General features: G+C 73.9%; 12 protein-coding genes. 8 read left to right on the top strand and 4 right to left on the bottom strand.

What is annotated here, in order from left to right; all coding sequences use genetic code 11:
- The first annotated feature begins 70 nt into the window (after positions 1 to 70).
- Entirely contained in the window at positions 71 to 2,938 is a 2,868-nt protein-coding gene (locus ACI3EY_RS06445; RefSeq protein ID WP_405039827.1) for an FAD-binding and (Fe-S)-binding domain-containing protein, read from the top strand.
- A 1-nt stretch (position 2,939) separates the two neighbouring features.
- Here the strand turns inward: ACI3EY_RS06445 and ACI3EY_RS06440 are convergent, their stop codons facing one another.
- From ACI3EY_RS06440 to ACI3EY_RS06425, 4 genes are read right to left on the bottom strand one after another with little or no spacing between them, the layout of a single operon-like run.
- A complete protein-coding gene (locus ACI3EY_RS06440; RefSeq protein ID WP_405039826.1) occupies positions 2,940 to 4,142 on the bottom strand; it encodes a M20 family metallopeptidase in 1,203 nt (400 codons plus the stop codon).
- Between the two features lie 4 nt (positions 4,143 to 4,146).
- Positions 4,147 to 5,337 (bottom strand): aminotransferase-like domain-containing protein, encoded by a 1,191-nt coding sequence (locus ACI3EY_RS06435; RefSeq protein WP_405037174.1) that lies wholly within the window; start codon positions 5,335 to 5,337, stop codon positions 4,147 to 4,149.
- Positions 5,334 to 6,554, bottom strand: coding sequence for a M24 family metallopeptidase (locus tag ACI3EY_RS06430; RefSeq protein ID WP_405039825.1), 1,221 nt, complete (start codon positions 6,552 to 6,554; stop codon positions 5,334 to 5,336). Before ACI3EY_RS06430 ends, ACI3EY_RS06435 begins: the two co-directional genes overlap by 4 nt.
- Entirely contained in the window at positions 6,551 to 7,369 is an 819-nt protein-coding gene (locus ACI3EY_RS06425) for a maleate cis-trans isomerase family protein (RefSeq protein WP_405037176.1), read from the bottom strand. The genes ACI3EY_RS06430 and ACI3EY_RS06425 overlap by 4 nt, the downstream gene beginning before the upstream one ends.
- 65 nt (positions 7,370 to 7,434) lie before the next feature.
- On the opposite strand from ACI3EY_RS06425, the gene ACI3EY_RS06420 reads away from it, so the two are divergent.
- The 7 genes from ACI3EY_RS06420 (at position 7,435) to ACI3EY_RS06390 (ending at position 13,259) form a co-directional block, all read left to right on the top strand.
- Positions 7,435 to 8,433, top strand: coding sequence for a D-2-hydroxyacid dehydrogenase (locus ACI3EY_RS06420; RefSeq protein ID WP_405039824.1), 999 nt, complete (start codon positions 7,435 to 7,437; stop codon positions 8,431 to 8,433).
- On the top strand, positions 8,430 to 9,947 hold the full coding sequence (locus tag ACI3EY_RS06415; RefSeq protein ID WP_405039823.1) for an amidase: 1,518 nt from the start codon (positions 8,430 to 8,432) through the stop codon (positions 9,945 to 9,947). The genes ACI3EY_RS06420 and ACI3EY_RS06415 overlap by 4 nt, the downstream gene beginning before the upstream one ends.
- Positions 9,944 to 10,450, top strand: a complete 507-nt coding sequence (locus ACI3EY_RS06410; RefSeq protein WP_405039822.1) for a DUF3830 family protein — start codon at positions 9,944 to 9,946, stop codon at positions 10,448 to 10,450. Before ACI3EY_RS06415 ends, ACI3EY_RS06410 begins: the two co-directional genes overlap by 4 nt.
- Positions 10,451 to 10,514: 64 nt before the next feature.
- Positions 10,515 to 11,150 carry a CDP-alcohol phosphatidyltransferase family protein gene (locus ACI3EY_RS06405; protein ID WP_405037180.1) on the top strand — a complete coding sequence of 212 codons (636 nt, stop codon included), beginning with the start codon at positions 10,515 to 10,517 and terminating at the stop codon, positions 11,148 to 11,150.
- A complete protein-coding gene (locus tag ACI3EY_RS06400) occupies positions 11,147 to 12,106 on the top strand; it encodes a DUF881 domain-containing protein (protein WP_405037181.1) in 960 nt (319 codons plus the stop codon). Before ACI3EY_RS06405 ends, ACI3EY_RS06400 begins: the two co-directional genes overlap by 4 nt.
- The gene (locus tag ACI3EY_RS06395) at positions 12,103 to 12,435 is read left to right on the top strand and encodes a small basic family protein (protein ID WP_405037182.1); all 333 of its coding nucleotides are present in this window, start codon (positions 12,103 to 12,105) and stop codon (positions 12,433 to 12,435) included. Before ACI3EY_RS06400 ends, ACI3EY_RS06395 begins: the two co-directional genes overlap by 4 nt.
- Positions 12,435 to 13,259, top strand: coding sequence for a DUF881 domain-containing protein (locus ACI3EY_RS06390; protein ID WP_405037183.1), 825 nt, complete (start codon positions 12,435 to 12,437; stop codon positions 13,257 to 13,259). The genes ACI3EY_RS06395 and ACI3EY_RS06390 overlap by 1 nt, the downstream gene beginning before the upstream one ends.
- Positions 13,260 to 13,267: the final 8 nt, after the last annotated feature.

Here is a 13,267-nt window from a genome sequence, read left to right as displayed (position 1 = left end):
TTCTGCCGCCCGTCGTCCTGTCAGACCCGGGTGGTTGAATTGTAGACAATCATCGAGCGGAGGAGCACGCATGACCTATGACGTGGCACGGCTGGTGCGCGATCTCTCCACCGAGCTGCGGGGCGAGGTGCGCGACGACACCCTGAGCAGGGCGATGTACGCCACCGACGCCTCGAACTACCGCGTGGTCCCGGACCTGGTCGTGCTGCCCCGGGACGAGGCGGACCTGCTGGTGACGCTGGACCTGGCCCGCGTTGCCGGGGCACCGGTCGCGATGCGCGGGGCGGGCACCTCGATGGCCGGCAACGCCCTCGGCGGGGTCGTCGTCGACGTGTCCCGGTACCTGGACCGGATCGTCGACATCGACCCGGTCGCCGCCACCGCGACCGTGCAGCCGGGGGTGGTGCTGACCGACCTGGTGGCCGCGGCCCGCCCGCACGGGCTGACGTTCGGTGCGGACCCGTCCTCGGCGAGCCGGTGCACCCTCGGCGGGATGATCGCGAACAACGCGTGCGGTGCCCACTCGGTGGCCTGGGGCACCACCGGGGACAACGTGCGCGCGCTGCGGGTCGTCACCGCCGACGGACGGCAGGCCCGGGTGCAGGCCGTCACCGACACCTCGCCGGCCGGCCCCCCGGACCCCGCGATCGCCGACCTGCACCGGGCTCTGGCCAGCCTGGGGGAGGAGGAGGCGATGCTGATCCGGCGCCGGTTCGGCACCTTCTCCCGGCAGATCTCCGGGTATGCCCTGCAGCACCTGCTGCCCGAGCGCGGGGTCGACCTGGCCCGGCTGCTCTGCGGCAGCGAGGGCACCCTGGCGACCACGCTGGAGGCGACCGTCTCGCTGGCCACCCTGCCGCGGGCGGTGGTCCTGCTGGCGCTCGGCTTCCCGGACGCCGTGTCCGCCGCCCGCAGCGTCCCGACCGTGCTCCCGCACGGTCCGCTCACGATGGAGTCCATCAACGCGACCCTGGTGGAGCGGCTGCCCGCGGACACCCGCCGCGCCGCCACCGCGGCCGGCCTGCCGCCGGGTCAGATGTGGCTGCTGGTCGAGGTCGGCGCGGACGACGAGGCCGGGGCGCGGTCCGCCGCCGCCGACATCGCCCAGGAGGTGCGCGACACCATCCCGGGCGCCACCGCCTCCGTCGTGACCGACCCGTCCGCCCAGGGGGTGCTCTGGCGGTGCCGGCGGGACGGCACCGGCCTGGCCACCCGGCGCGCCGACGGTGCCGAGGCCTGGGCCGGCTGGGAGGACGCGGCGGTGCCGCCCGACCGGCTGGGCGACTACCTCACCGGGCTGGACGAGCTGATGGGCCGGTACGGCTACTCCGGTGCCTCCTACGGGCACTTCGGTGAGGGCTGCATGCACATGCGGATCGACTTCGACCTGCTCAGCGAGCCCGGTGCCCGCAGCTACCGCTCCTTCGTGGAGCAGGCCACCGACCTCGTCGTCTCCCTCGGCGGGTCGGTCTCCGGCGAGCACGGTGACGGCCGGGCCCGGGGCGGCCTGCTGGAGCGGATGTACGGCGCCGACGCGACCGACCTGTTCACCCGGGTGAAGGACCTGTGGGACCCCGAGCGGAGGCTCAACCCCCGGGTGATCGTCGACCCGCCCGACGTGGTGGACAACCTGCGTCAGCAGGGCCAGGCGCAGCACTTCGGGGGCCGCACCCGGCTCGCCTTCGCGCAGGACGCCGGCAGCTTCGCCCAGGCGCAGCGGCGCTGCGTGGGGGTGGGCAAGTGCGTCCAGAGCTCCGGCGGGGTGATGTGCCCGAGCTACCAGGTCACCCGGGAGGAGACCCACTCCACCCGGGGCCGGGCCCGGGTGCTGTTCGAGATGATGGAGGGCGACGTCATCACCGACGGCTGGCGCGCCGAGGAGGTCCGGGACGCGCTCGACCTGTGCCTGTCTTGCAAGGGCTGCCTCGGCGACTGCCCGGTGAACGTCGACATGGCGACCTACAAGGCGGAGTTCACCCACCAGCACTACCGGGGCCGGCCCTGGCGGCGTCCCCGGTCGCACTGGACGATGGGATGGCTCCCGGCGCTGGCCCGGGTCGCCGGCCTCGCCCCCGGCCTCACCAACCGGGTGAGCAGTTCCCGCCTGGCCGGACCCCTGAAGCGTGCGGGCGGGGTGGCGCAGAGCCGGGACATCCCCGAGTTCGCCCCGCAGTCGTTCACCTCGTGGTTCCACCGCGAGCACACGCCCGCCCGCGGGCAGGGGCGGACCAGGATCCTGCTCTGGCCGGACACCTTCACCACCTACCTCTCCCCGGAGGTGGGCAAGGCGGCGGTGGCGGTGCTGGAGGACGCCGGCTACGAGGTGCACCTGCCCGCCGGCCAGGTCTGCTGCGGCCTCACCTGGGTCTCCACCGGGCAGCTCGGCGTGGCCGCGACCGTGCTCCGACGTTCCCTGGACGTCATCGAGCCGGCCCTGCGCGCGGGAGCGACCGTGGTCGGGCTGGAGCCCAGCTGCACGGCACTCTTCCGGCACGAGGCGGTCGAGCTGCTGGCCGGCGACGAACGGGCAGCCCTGGCCAAGACCCAGGTGAAGACGCTGGCCGAGGCGCTGCTCGAGGCCCCGGACTGGCAGCCCCGTCCCCAGGACCGGGAGGCCCTGGTGCAGGTGCACTGTCACCAGCACGCGGTGATGGGCTTCGACGCGGACCGTGAGGTGATGCGACGCGCCGGCATCAGCGCGCAGATCCCGGACTCCGGGTGCTGCGGCCTGGCCGGCAACTTCGGCTTCGAGGCAGGGCACGAGGAGATCTCCGCCCAGATCGGCGAGCGGGTGCTCGCCCCGGCCGTGCGCGCGGCCCCGGAGGCCACCGAGATCGTCTCGGACGGCTTCTCCTGCCGGACCCAGATCGGCTCCCTCACCCCGCGCCGGGGCCGGCACCTCGCCGAGCTGCTCGCGGAGACCGTCGAGCGGCGCTGACTCAGCTGAGCAGCCGCAGCATCGTCAGGGCATACCCGCGGGCGGCGGTGAGCAGCTCACCGACCGCGACCGACTCATCCGGACGGTGCGCCTGCTCCTGCACCGAGCCCGGTCCCTGCACGATCACCGGCACCCCCCACCGGGCGGCGACGAAACCTCCGTCGCAGGCAGCGGTCCAGCCCTGGACCGGGGCGGCGCCACGGCCGGCCCGGGCCATCGCGTCGTCCGCCGCCAGGACGAGCTGCTCGTCCGGTGGGGTCTCGAAGCCGGGCATGTCCATCGGCGACGTCACGCTCCAGGTCAGGCCCCGGGACCCGAGGTCCAGGGCCTCGATCCGGGCACCCACGGTCCGCAGCACCGACGCGATCGACTCGCCGGGCATCAGCCGGCGGTCCACCTCGATCCGGCACAGGTCGGGCACGGTCGAGCCGGACGTGCCGCCGCCGATGGTGCCGACGTTGACGGTGGGCGGACCGATGAGCGGGTGCGCCCGGGCGGCGAGCTCGGTGTGCCACCTGTCCAGGTCGGCGACCACCAGGGCGGCGCCGCTGATGGCGTTGCGACCGTCCTGCGGGTGCCCGGCGTGCGCGGCGACCCCGTGCACCTCGATCCGCAGGTAGCTGGCGCCCCGCGCCGCCACCACCGTCGCCAGGTCGGTCGGCTCGGCCACCACGCACCCGAGCAGCGGGGGAGGGGGCCGGTCCACCAGGGCCCGGATGCCGATCCCGTTCTGCTCCTCGTCGCAGACGGCGTCCAGCAGGACGGGGCCGCGCAGCGCCACCCCGGCCTCCCGGACCGCCGCCATCGCCATCAGCACCGCGCCGAGCCCACCCAGCATGTCCGCCGAGCCGCGGCCGACGACGCGGCCGTCGACCAGCTCGGCGGCGTAGGGGTCGACGCTCCAGTCGGCGGCCGGTCCGGCAGGGACCACGTCGGTATGCCCGAGGAAGAGCAGCCCGGGACCTTCGCCGCCGGGCGCCGTCACCCGGACGTTGGGACGCCCCGGCGCGATCTCCTCGCTGTCGGCGGCGAGCCCGAGCCCGGTCGCGGCCTCGACCAGCGCCCGCGCCGTCGCCTCCTCCTCACCGGGAGGGTTGGCGCCCGGCGCGCGCACCAGGGACTGGACCAGCGGGACCAGGCGGTCTGCGCCGATGCGGTCCAGGACCCTGTGCTCCTCGTCGGTGAGCGATCCGCCGCCGGTCACCGGGTCAGCCCTGGTCGATCGCGCCGGCCAGCCGGGCGACGCCCTCGTGGATCCGGTCCGTCGGCGTCGAGGCGAAGCACAGGCGCAGGTCGTGGGGGAACCGGCGCCCGGGGGAGAACGCGTTGCCGGGGATGTAGGCCACCCCGGCGGCGAGCGCCCGGGCGAACAGCTCCTCGGTGTCCACCTCGTCCCCGAAGGACACCCAGAGGAAGAAGCCCCCCTCGGGGTCGGTCCAGGTGGCCCGGCCGGTGAAGTGCTCGGCGAGGGCGGCCTGCATGGCCTCCTTGCGCCGCCGGTACTCGGTCCGCTGGGTGGCCAGGTGGTCCTTCAGGTAGCCCCGCTGCAGGAAGCCGGCGACCAGCCGCTGGGCGGGCAGGTTCGCGCAGGTGTCCATCGACTGCTTGGCGTTGATGAGCAGGGTCTGCAGCGAGGGGTCGGCGTCGACCCAGCCCAGCCGCAGCCCGGGCGCGATGATCTTGGAGAAGGTCCGCACCGAGAAGACCAACGGGTCCCCGTCGGCGAGCTCGTGCAGGCTGGGTACGTCCGCACCGGCGAACCGGAGCATGCCGTAGGGGTCGTCGTCCAGCACCACGCTTCCCCAGGACCGGGCCAGCTCCAGCAGCTCCGTGCGGCGGGCCAGCGACATCGACGTGCCCGAGGGGTTCTGGAAGGTCGGCACCGTGTAGATGAGCTTGGGGGTGCGCCCGGCCCGGTCCACCGCCGCCCGCAGGGCGTCGATGGACATCCCCTCGGCGTCCACCTCGATCTCGGCCAGCTCGGCCTGGTACGCGAGGGCGGTGGCGCTGCCGTTGGTGTAGGTGGGCGACTCGACGGTGACCAGGTCACCCGGGTCGATGAAGAGCTTGGCCGCCAGGTCGAGCCCCTGCATCCCGCCCGATGTGATGGTGAGCCGGTCGTCGGTGGTCCGGTCCGTGGTGCCCTCGAGCATCTCGAGCAGGGCCGCCCGCAGGTCCGGCTCACCCTCGGTGGCGGCGTAGTCGAAGGCGGACGAGGAGCCCAGCCCGCTGCGGCCGACCTCCTGCAGGAGCTCCCAGGGGATGGCCTCGGCAGCCGGGCTGCCCATCGCGAAGCGCACGATGTCGTGGCTCTGCTGGGCCAGCAGCGAGGTGCTGGAGTCGATCACCGACCCGACCAGCAGGTCGGCTCGGGCGGCGAGCGGGAGGGACGTCGTCATGGGTGGATCACCAGTCCTTGGTCGAAGGGTGCGAGCAGTTCCGGTCCGTCGTCGGTCACCAGGACCGACTCCGAGGTCTCGTAGCCCCAGTCGTCCATCCACATCCCGAGGATCATGTGGAAGCACATACCGGGCCGAAGGGGGGTGTCGTCCTCGCTGCGGAGGCTGACGGTGCGCTCCCCCCAGTCGGGCGGGTAGCCGATGCCGATGGAGTAGCCGATGCGGGAGTCCTTGTGCAGCCCGTGCCGGGACAGCTCCTGCGTGAAGGCCCGGTGCACGAGGGCGGGCGTGCTGCCCGGGCGCATCGCGGCGAGCGCCTTCTCCAGCGCCAGCCCGGTGGCCTCCGCGGTCCGCGCCAACCGCGGTGGCGGAGGGCCCAGGCTGACCGTGCGGGCCAACGGCACGTGGTAGCGGCGGTGCACGCCGGCGAGCTCGATGGTGGTCGCCTCGCCCCGTCGCAGGGTGTCCTCGCACCAGGTCAGGTGCGGGGTGCCCGCGGTGGAACCGGTGGGCAGCATCGGCACGATCGCGGGGTAGTCGCCGCCCAGCGAGGGAGTGCCCTTGGACTGGGCGCACTGGATGTCGGAGACCACGTCGCACTGGCGGCGGCCCTCCTGCAAGGCGTCGATCGCGGCCCGCATCGCCTGACGGGTCACCTGCCCGGCGGCCCGCATCAGCGCGATCTCGGTGTCGGACTTGACCACCCGCATCCAGTTCACCAGCTCCTGGCTGTCCAGCAGCTGCAGCTGCGGCAGGGTGCGGCCCAGGGCCAGGAAGCCGCGCGGGGTGAAGTAGTGCGCGTCCAGCTCGGCGGTGACCCGGCCGGGACCGGCGGGCAGCACCCCGAGCTCGCGGCCCCGCTCGGCGATCCACTCCCAGGGGTGGATGTCGGTGCGGTGCACGTAGTGCTCGGGGTAGCCGTGGATCTGCGCCTCCGGCAGCGTGGCGCTGTGCTGCCCGCCGCGGGCGTCCATCGCGCGCAGCACCAGGTGCGCAAGGCCGGACGCGGGGACCAGCAGGGCCTGCGGCATGTAGAAGGACCAGGCGTTGTAGCCGGTCAGGTAGTAGAGGTTGGCGGGGTCGGTGACGATGGTGGCGTCGTGGTCGGCGTCCTGCAGGGCGACCTGCAGGCGGGCCATCCGCTCCTCGTGCTCGGGGCGCAGGACGTGCGGGTCCGCGGTCTGCTCGGCCGCGGTGACGTGGGTGATGTCGCTCATGGCAGGACCTCCGTCGAGGGGGTGTGACGGGACCCGGTCGCCGACCGGTCGAGCAGCGACTGGCCGGCGCCGACGGCGGCCAGGCCGAGCAGGTCCAGCGCCTGCCAGAGGGTCACCTGGTTGGCGCTGAGGACGGGTATGCCCAGCTCCGCCTCCAGCGGGGCCAGCACCGGGTAGCTGCGCAGGTTGGTGCAGGAGACGAAGACCGCCTCGGCGGTGGCCACCACGGTGCTGCGCACCAGCGCCGCGGTCACCTCCTCCCGGACCGTCCAGATGGCGTGGGTGAGTCCCAGGTGCCCGGCCGAGACGACGGCGACCCCGGCCTCCACCAGGAACTGGGACAGGCTCGCGGTCACCGCCTCGTCGTAGGGGGTGACGACGGTGACCCTGCGTACCTGCAGGACGGCCAGCGCGCTCAGCAGCGCGCCGCTGGTGGTCACCGCGCGGGGGGCCCCGGCCTCCAGCATCGTCTCCCGCAGGGCGAGCTCGCCGGCCAGGCCGCCGACGAAGCTGCCGGAGGTGCAGCAGTAGGCGAGCGCGTCGGGACGGACGGTGCTGAGGTCGTGCACCGCCTGGGTCAGCGCCCCCGGGGCCCCGACGGCGCGGGCCTGGGCCAGGCCCACCTCCAGCGGGAGGTGCGGCGTGCGGGTCACGTGCAGGTCCGCCTGCGGTGGGCACCAGCCCCACAGCTCGCGGTCCAGCGCGAAGTCGTAGGGCACGACGAGCCCCACCGACGGGGTGTCGGGACGCGGCCCGAGCGCGAGGACCGGGGCGGCGGTGTCCTGCGGGTCGGGCTCGGTGGCGGTCGCGGGCACCTGGCCACTCTGCACCACCACGAGGATTGTTGACAATCCGACACGAGGGTTTCTACGGTGCCGGAGTGAACCCGTCCCGTCCGCGCATCGTGGTGCTCACCTCCGCCGAGCTCGGGCCACCGCCCGGGCTGGGACGGCTGCAGGACCGGGCGGAGGTGCAGGTGGTGGACGCCGCGGGGTTGGAGCAGGCGCTGCCGGGGGCCCGGGGTCTCTTCCTGTGGGACTTCTTCTCCGCCGCACTGCGGGACGCGTGGCCGGCGGCGGACGCGCTGGAGTGGGTGCACGTCGCTGCCGCTGGTGTCGACTCGCTGCTCTTCGACGAGCTGCGCGACTCCGAGGTGGTCGTCACCAACGCCCACGGCGTCTTCGACCGCCCCATCGCCGAGTTCGTGCTGGCCAGCATCCTGGCCTTCGACAAGCGCCTGCACGAGAGCATGCGGCTGCAGCGCGAGCACACCTGGCGGCACCGGGAGACCGCCTCTGTGCGGGGGAGCCGGGTCCTGGTGATCGGCACCGGGGGCATCGGCCGGGAGATCGCCCGCCTGCTGCGGGCCGTCGGCGCCCAGGTGCGCGGCGCCGGACGGCGGGCCGTGGACGACGACCCGGACTTCGGCGTGGTGCTGCGCAGCGACGCCCTGCCCGAGCACGTCGGCTGGGCCGACCACGTCGTCAACGCCACCCCGCTCACTCCGAGCACCACCGGTCTGCTGGACGCCGCCGTCTTCGTGGCGATGCGACCCGGCGCGCACGTGGTGAACATCGGCCGGGGAGCCAGCCTGGTGGAGCAGGACCTGCTGGAGGCGCTCCGTGCTGGGGCGCTCGGCGGAGCCTCGCTGGACGTACTCACGCAGGAACCCCCCGACCAGGGGTCCCCGCTGTGGGACGCACCGGGTCTGGTGCTGTCCGCCCACCTCAGCGGAGACGTGCTCGGGTGGCGGGACACCCTGGCCGAGCAGTTCCTGGAGCACGCCCACCGATGGCTCGCCGGGCAGCCCTTCGACACGGTGGTCGACACCCGGCTCGGCTACGTGCCGCGCGCCACCCCCGACCGGAGCCGCGGATGAGCACCGGGCAGCACGGGGCAGCGATGAGCGCCGGCGACGGCACCGCCGACGGCGCCCCCGCGGTGCTGCATCCGCGACGGCCCACCGCCCTGGAGCTCTCCGCGGCCTACGCCGCGGGGGAGAGCACCCCGTTGCGCGAGACGGAACGCGCGCTGGACGCGATCGAGCGGCACGACCCCGAGGTCCACGCGATGGTGCTGGTGGACCCCGAGGGCGCCCTCCGGGCGGCGCAGGACTCGACGGGGCGCTGGCAGCAGGGCCGTCCGCTTAGCCCGGTGGACGGGGTCCCCACCACCATCAAGGACATCCTGCTCACCCGGGGCTGGCCCACCCTGCGCGGCAGCCTGCTCATCGACCCCGGACGGCCCACGGACTGGCCCGAGGATGCCCCGGCGGTGTCCCGTCTCCGGGCGGCGGGCTGCGTGCTGCTCGGCAAGAACGCCACCCCCGAGTTCGCCTGGAAGGGCGTCACCGACTCGCTGCGGCACGGGCATACCGGCAACCCGTGGGGACCGGGGCTCACCGCCGGCGGCTCCAGCGGGGGCGCCGCGAGCGCGGTGGCGCTCGGTATGGGCTGCTGGTCGGTGGGCACCGACGGCGGGGGCTCGGTGCGGATCCCGGCCTCCTTCACCGGGACGGTGGCGCTGAAGCCGACCTACGGGCGGATCCCGCTGTTCCCGGCGAGCCCGTACGGGACCCTGTCGCACGCCGGCCCGATGACCACCACCGTCGCCGACGCGGCCCTGATGCTGGACCTGGTGGGGGTGCCCGACCCCCGGGACTGGTCCGCGCTGCCGGAGCCCCCTGCCTCTTTCCTGGCCGGCCTCGAGAACGGTGTCGCCGGGCTGCGGGTCGCGCTCTCGCCCACCCTGGGGTTCGACGTCGTCAACGACCCCCAGGTGGAGGCGGCCGTGCGCGCGGCAGCGCAGGTGCTGGCCGACGCCGGCGCCGAGGTGGTCGAGGTCGACCCTGGCATCACCGACCCGGTGGACGCCTTCCACACGCTCTGGTTCACCGGCGCGGACAAGGTCGTGCAGGCCTACGACGAGGGTGCCCTGGAGCGCATCGACCCGGGTCTCCGGGAGGCGATCCTGCGCCACGGCTCGTCGGCGAGCGCGGGGGACTACCTGGACGCCACCGCGGTGCGGATGGAGCTGGGCCGGCGGATGGGGCTGTTCCACACCGACCACGACGTGCTGCTCACCCCCACCATGCCGATCCCTGCCTTCGGTCTGGACCGGCAGGGACCCACGGGCGACGGCGCGCTCTGGACGTCCTGGACGCCGTACACCTACCCGTTCAACATGACCCAGCAGCCGGCGCTCTCGGTGCCCTGCGGGTTCACCGACGACGGCCGACCGATCGGGCTGCAGGTCGTCGCCGCCCGGCACCAGGACGCCCTGGTGCTGCGCGTGGGCCGGGAGCTCGAGCGCCGCACCACCTGGCACCACCGGCTGCCCCCGGCGCTGCTGCCGGGCGGCTCCACCGACCCCACCACCGAGGAGAGCCCGTGAGCCGCTTCATCACCATCACCCTGGACTCGCGCGGGGTGAGCTGTCGTGCCCGGCTGCTGGAGGCCGAGGCCCCCCGCACCTGCGCCGCCGTGTGGGAGGCGCTGCCGCTGACGGCGCCCGTCTTCCACGGCAAGTACGCCCGCAACGAGATCTACACCCTGCTGCCGCGCTTCGGCCAGGACCCGGGCAAGGAGAACACCACGATCACCCCGATCCCGGGGGACGTGTGCTGGTTCACCTTCGACGGGGCCGACCTGGGCAACCCTGCCTACGGGTACGAGGCGCAGGAGGACCATCGCGACGCGGGCCAGGGCGGCATCATCGACCTGGCGCTCTTCTACGGGCGCAACAACCTGCTGATCAACGGCGACCAGGGCTGGGTCCCCGGCAACGTCTTCGCGGAGATCGTGGAGGGGCTGCCCCAGATGGCGCAGGCCTGTCAGGACGTGTGGATGGGCGGCGCCCGCGGCAAGACGCTGACGCTGGCCCGCGCCGACGGCTGAGACCCTCGGGGCGCGCCCGTCGAGGCGCTGGGGAGCGCCCCGGTGACGCCATACACTCGCGGGTATGACGAACGGGCCGGGGGACGTGTCCGGGGAGGTCGGGGCGCAGCGCGAGCTGCTGGTCACCGACCGTCTCTGGACCGTGCCCAACCTGCTCTCGGTGCTGCGCCTGGCCCTGGTCCCGGTCTTCGTCTGGCTGCTGGTGCGCGACGAGCTGGGGTGGGCGGCACTGCTGCTGATGGTCTCCGGGGCCTCCGACTTCGCCGACGGCAGGATCGCCCGCGCGTACGGCCTGACCAGCCGCCTCGGGCAGATCCTCGACCCGGTCGCCGACCGGTTCTACATCGCCGCCACCGTGCTGGGCCTGGCCGCCGTTCAGGTGATCCCCTGGTGGCTGGTCCTGGTGCTCTTCCTGCGGGAGACGCTGATCGTGGTGATGTATCCCGTGGTCCGCCACCACCGACTGCCGATCCCGCCGGTCACCTTCGTCGGCAAGGCGGCGACCTTCAACCTCCTCTCCGGCTTCCCGCTGCTGCTGCTCGGCCACGTCGAGGGATGGTGGAGCACCCCCTGCCTGGTCGTGGGCTGGGCGCTGGTCTGGTGGGGCACCGCGCTCTACTGGGTGACCGGGCTGGTGTATGCCCGGCAGGTGGCGGTCATGGTGCGCCGGCGCCGCGAGGGAGGGGTGGTGTCCCGATGAGGCGCCGTGACCCCTCGGAGCCCGCGGCGAACCCCGCGGCGTCGATGGCGCTGCTGGAGGAGGTCCTGGACCCCCCGGTCGGGCCCGGCTACCACTCCGCGGCACGGGAACGCGCCGAGCGTGGTCTGCCCCCGTCCTCGGGCACCCGGACCCCGCTGATGTTCGTGACTGCCGTGGTGCTGGGCCTGGTCTGCACCGTGGCCGCGGTGACCCTGCGGGCCCCGGACCCGGCCGCTGCCGAGGGGCGTGCCCAGCTGATCGAACGGATCGAGGCGGCCCAGGCCGCCGGTGACCAGAGCCGTCAGGAGGTCGAGGAGCTGCGCAGCGACATCGGCACCCTGGAGGAGACCTCGCTGGGCGGCCAGGGCCCGGGACGGGCCACGCTGGAGAGCGCCGCCGAGCAGGCGGGCGCGGTGGCCATGGTCGGTCCCGGCGTCCGGGTGCAGCTCGAGGACGCCGTACGGGCCCCCGACGCCGCACCGGGGGAGGATGCCGACCCCGAGCGGGTGAACGCCCGGGACCTGCAGCTGGTCGTCAACGGGCTCTGGGCCGCCGGTGCCGAGGCCGTCTCGGTCAACGGCCACCGGATGACGAGCACCTCGGCCATCCGGTTCGCCGGGGAGGCGATCATCGTCGACTACCGCGGCCTGGCCCCGCCCTACCTGGTCGAGGCGATCGGGGACCCGGACGCATTGGCGCAGGAGCTGGACACCGGGCTGACCGGTGCCTACCTCGGTGAGCTGCGCCGCCAGCTCGGGCTGCGGGCGGACGTCACCGTGCAGGAGGAGGTCACCATCGGCGCCGGCGAACGGCTGACGACGGTGGAGAGCACCATCGCCCCGCGCGAGCTGCCGGTGGACCCGACGCCCGGACAGACCCCGACCCCGACACCCGGCCCGACCCCAGCACCCACCCCCGACGACGACCGCGACCTCGCTGAGGAGGAGACCCGATGATCCCCGTGCTCGGCCTGATGGTGGGCGTGATCCTGGGCCTGGTGCTCAGCCCCGAGGTGCCGCTGTGGCTGCAGCCGTACCTGCCGATCGCGGTCATCGCCGCGCTGGACGCCGTCTTCGGCGCCGCCCGCGCGTCGCTGGAGGGCATCTTCAACGACCGCGTCTTCGTCATCTCCTTCCTCTCCAACGTCGTGGTCGCCGGCCTCATCGTCTTCCTGGGCAACCAGCTCGGGGTCGGGGCGCAGCTGTCCACCGGCGTCGTGGTCGTGCTCGGGCTGCGCATCTTCTCCAACGTGGCGGCGATCCGACGCCACCTGCTGGGGGCCTAGTGGCGGACGAGACCGGCACCGACAGCCCCGCCGGCGAGCAGGAGGAGCCGAGACCGGGGCGCTTCGGGCGGAGACGCCGCCGCTCCGCGCCCACCCGTGAGGAGGCCCGGCGCCGGCTGCTGTCCTTCGGCCGGTTCAACCCGACCCGTGGTCAGCTGGTCGCGGCGGTGCTGACCGCCGCCCTCGGCGTGGCCCTGGTGGCCCAGGCCCGGGTGACCGAGGAGGCCGGGCTGCAGCAGCTCCGGGAGACCGAGCTGGTGGCGTTGTTGGACGACGTCACCAGTCGTGCGGAGTCGTTGGGCAGCGAGGTCCGCCAGCTGGAGTCGGACCGGGAACGGCTGCTGGGGGACGAGGGCGACGAGGCGGCCGCGCAGGCCGCGCAGGAGCGGCTCGAGGCATACCAGATCCTGGCCGGGACCGTCCCCGCCCAGGGCCCGGGGATCTCCATCCTGGTCGCCGACCGTGGCTCGGTCGTCACCCAGACGATGCTGCTGGACGGGATCCAGGAGCTGCGTGACGCCGGTGCCGAGGCGATCCAGGTGGGCACGGTACGGGTGGTGGCCTCCACCTTCGTCAGCACCGACGAGCAGGGCCAGGTGCTGCTCGACGCCCAGGTGCTGGGGGCGCCGTACACGATCAAGGCGATCGGCGACCCGCACACCCTGGCCGGGGCGATGGCCATCCCCGGTGGCTTCTCGGACGCGCTGCGGGGCGCCGGCGCCACGGTCACCGTGGTCGAGGCCGACACGGTGGTCATCGATGCGTTGCACGAGCCGATCGAGCATCGTTACGCTCGACCCGTGCCGTCGACCCAGGCCCCCTAGACTGGTCA

The sequence above is a fragment of the Serinicoccus shuyuelongi genome, from assembly GCF_045032955.1.
In the GTDB taxonomy this organism is placed as follows: domain Bacteria; phylum Actinomycetota; class Actinomycetes; order Actinomycetales; family Dermatophilaceae; genus Ornithinicoccus.
Note: the sequence above shows the minus strand (reverse complement) of the source record. Positions and strands in the feature narration are given on the sequence as shown.

Excerpts from the sequence above, each read along its gene's own strand:
- ACI3EY_RS06445 (WP_405039827.1), top strand. The coding sequence starts at position 71 with ATGACCTATGACGTGGCACGGCTGGTGCGCGATCTCTCCACCGAGCTG.
- ACI3EY_RS06435 (WP_405037174.1), bottom strand. The coding sequence starts at position 5,337 with ATGACGACGTCCCTCCCGCTCGCCGCCCGAGCCGACCTGCTGGTCGGG.
- ACI3EY_RS06430 (WP_405039825.1), bottom strand. The coding sequence starts at position 6,554 with ATGAGCGACATCACCCACGTCACCGCGGCCGAGCAGACCGCGGACCCG.
- ACI3EY_RS06415 (WP_405039823.1), top strand. The coding sequence starts at position 8,430 with ATGAGCACCGGGCAGCACGGGGCAGCGATGAGCGCCGGCGACGGCACC.
- ACI3EY_RS06405 (WP_405037180.1), top strand. The coding sequence starts at position 10,515 with ATGACGAACGGGCCGGGGGACGTGTCCGGGGAGGTCGGGGCGCAGCGC.
- ACI3EY_RS06400 (WP_405037181.1), top strand. The coding sequence starts at position 11,147 with ATGAGGCGCCGTGACCCCTCGGAGCCCGCGGCGAACCCCGCGGCGTCG.
- ACI3EY_RS06395 (WP_405037182.1), top strand. The coding sequence starts at position 12,103 with ATGATCCCCGTGCTCGGCCTGATGGTGGGCGTGATCCTGGGCCTGGTG.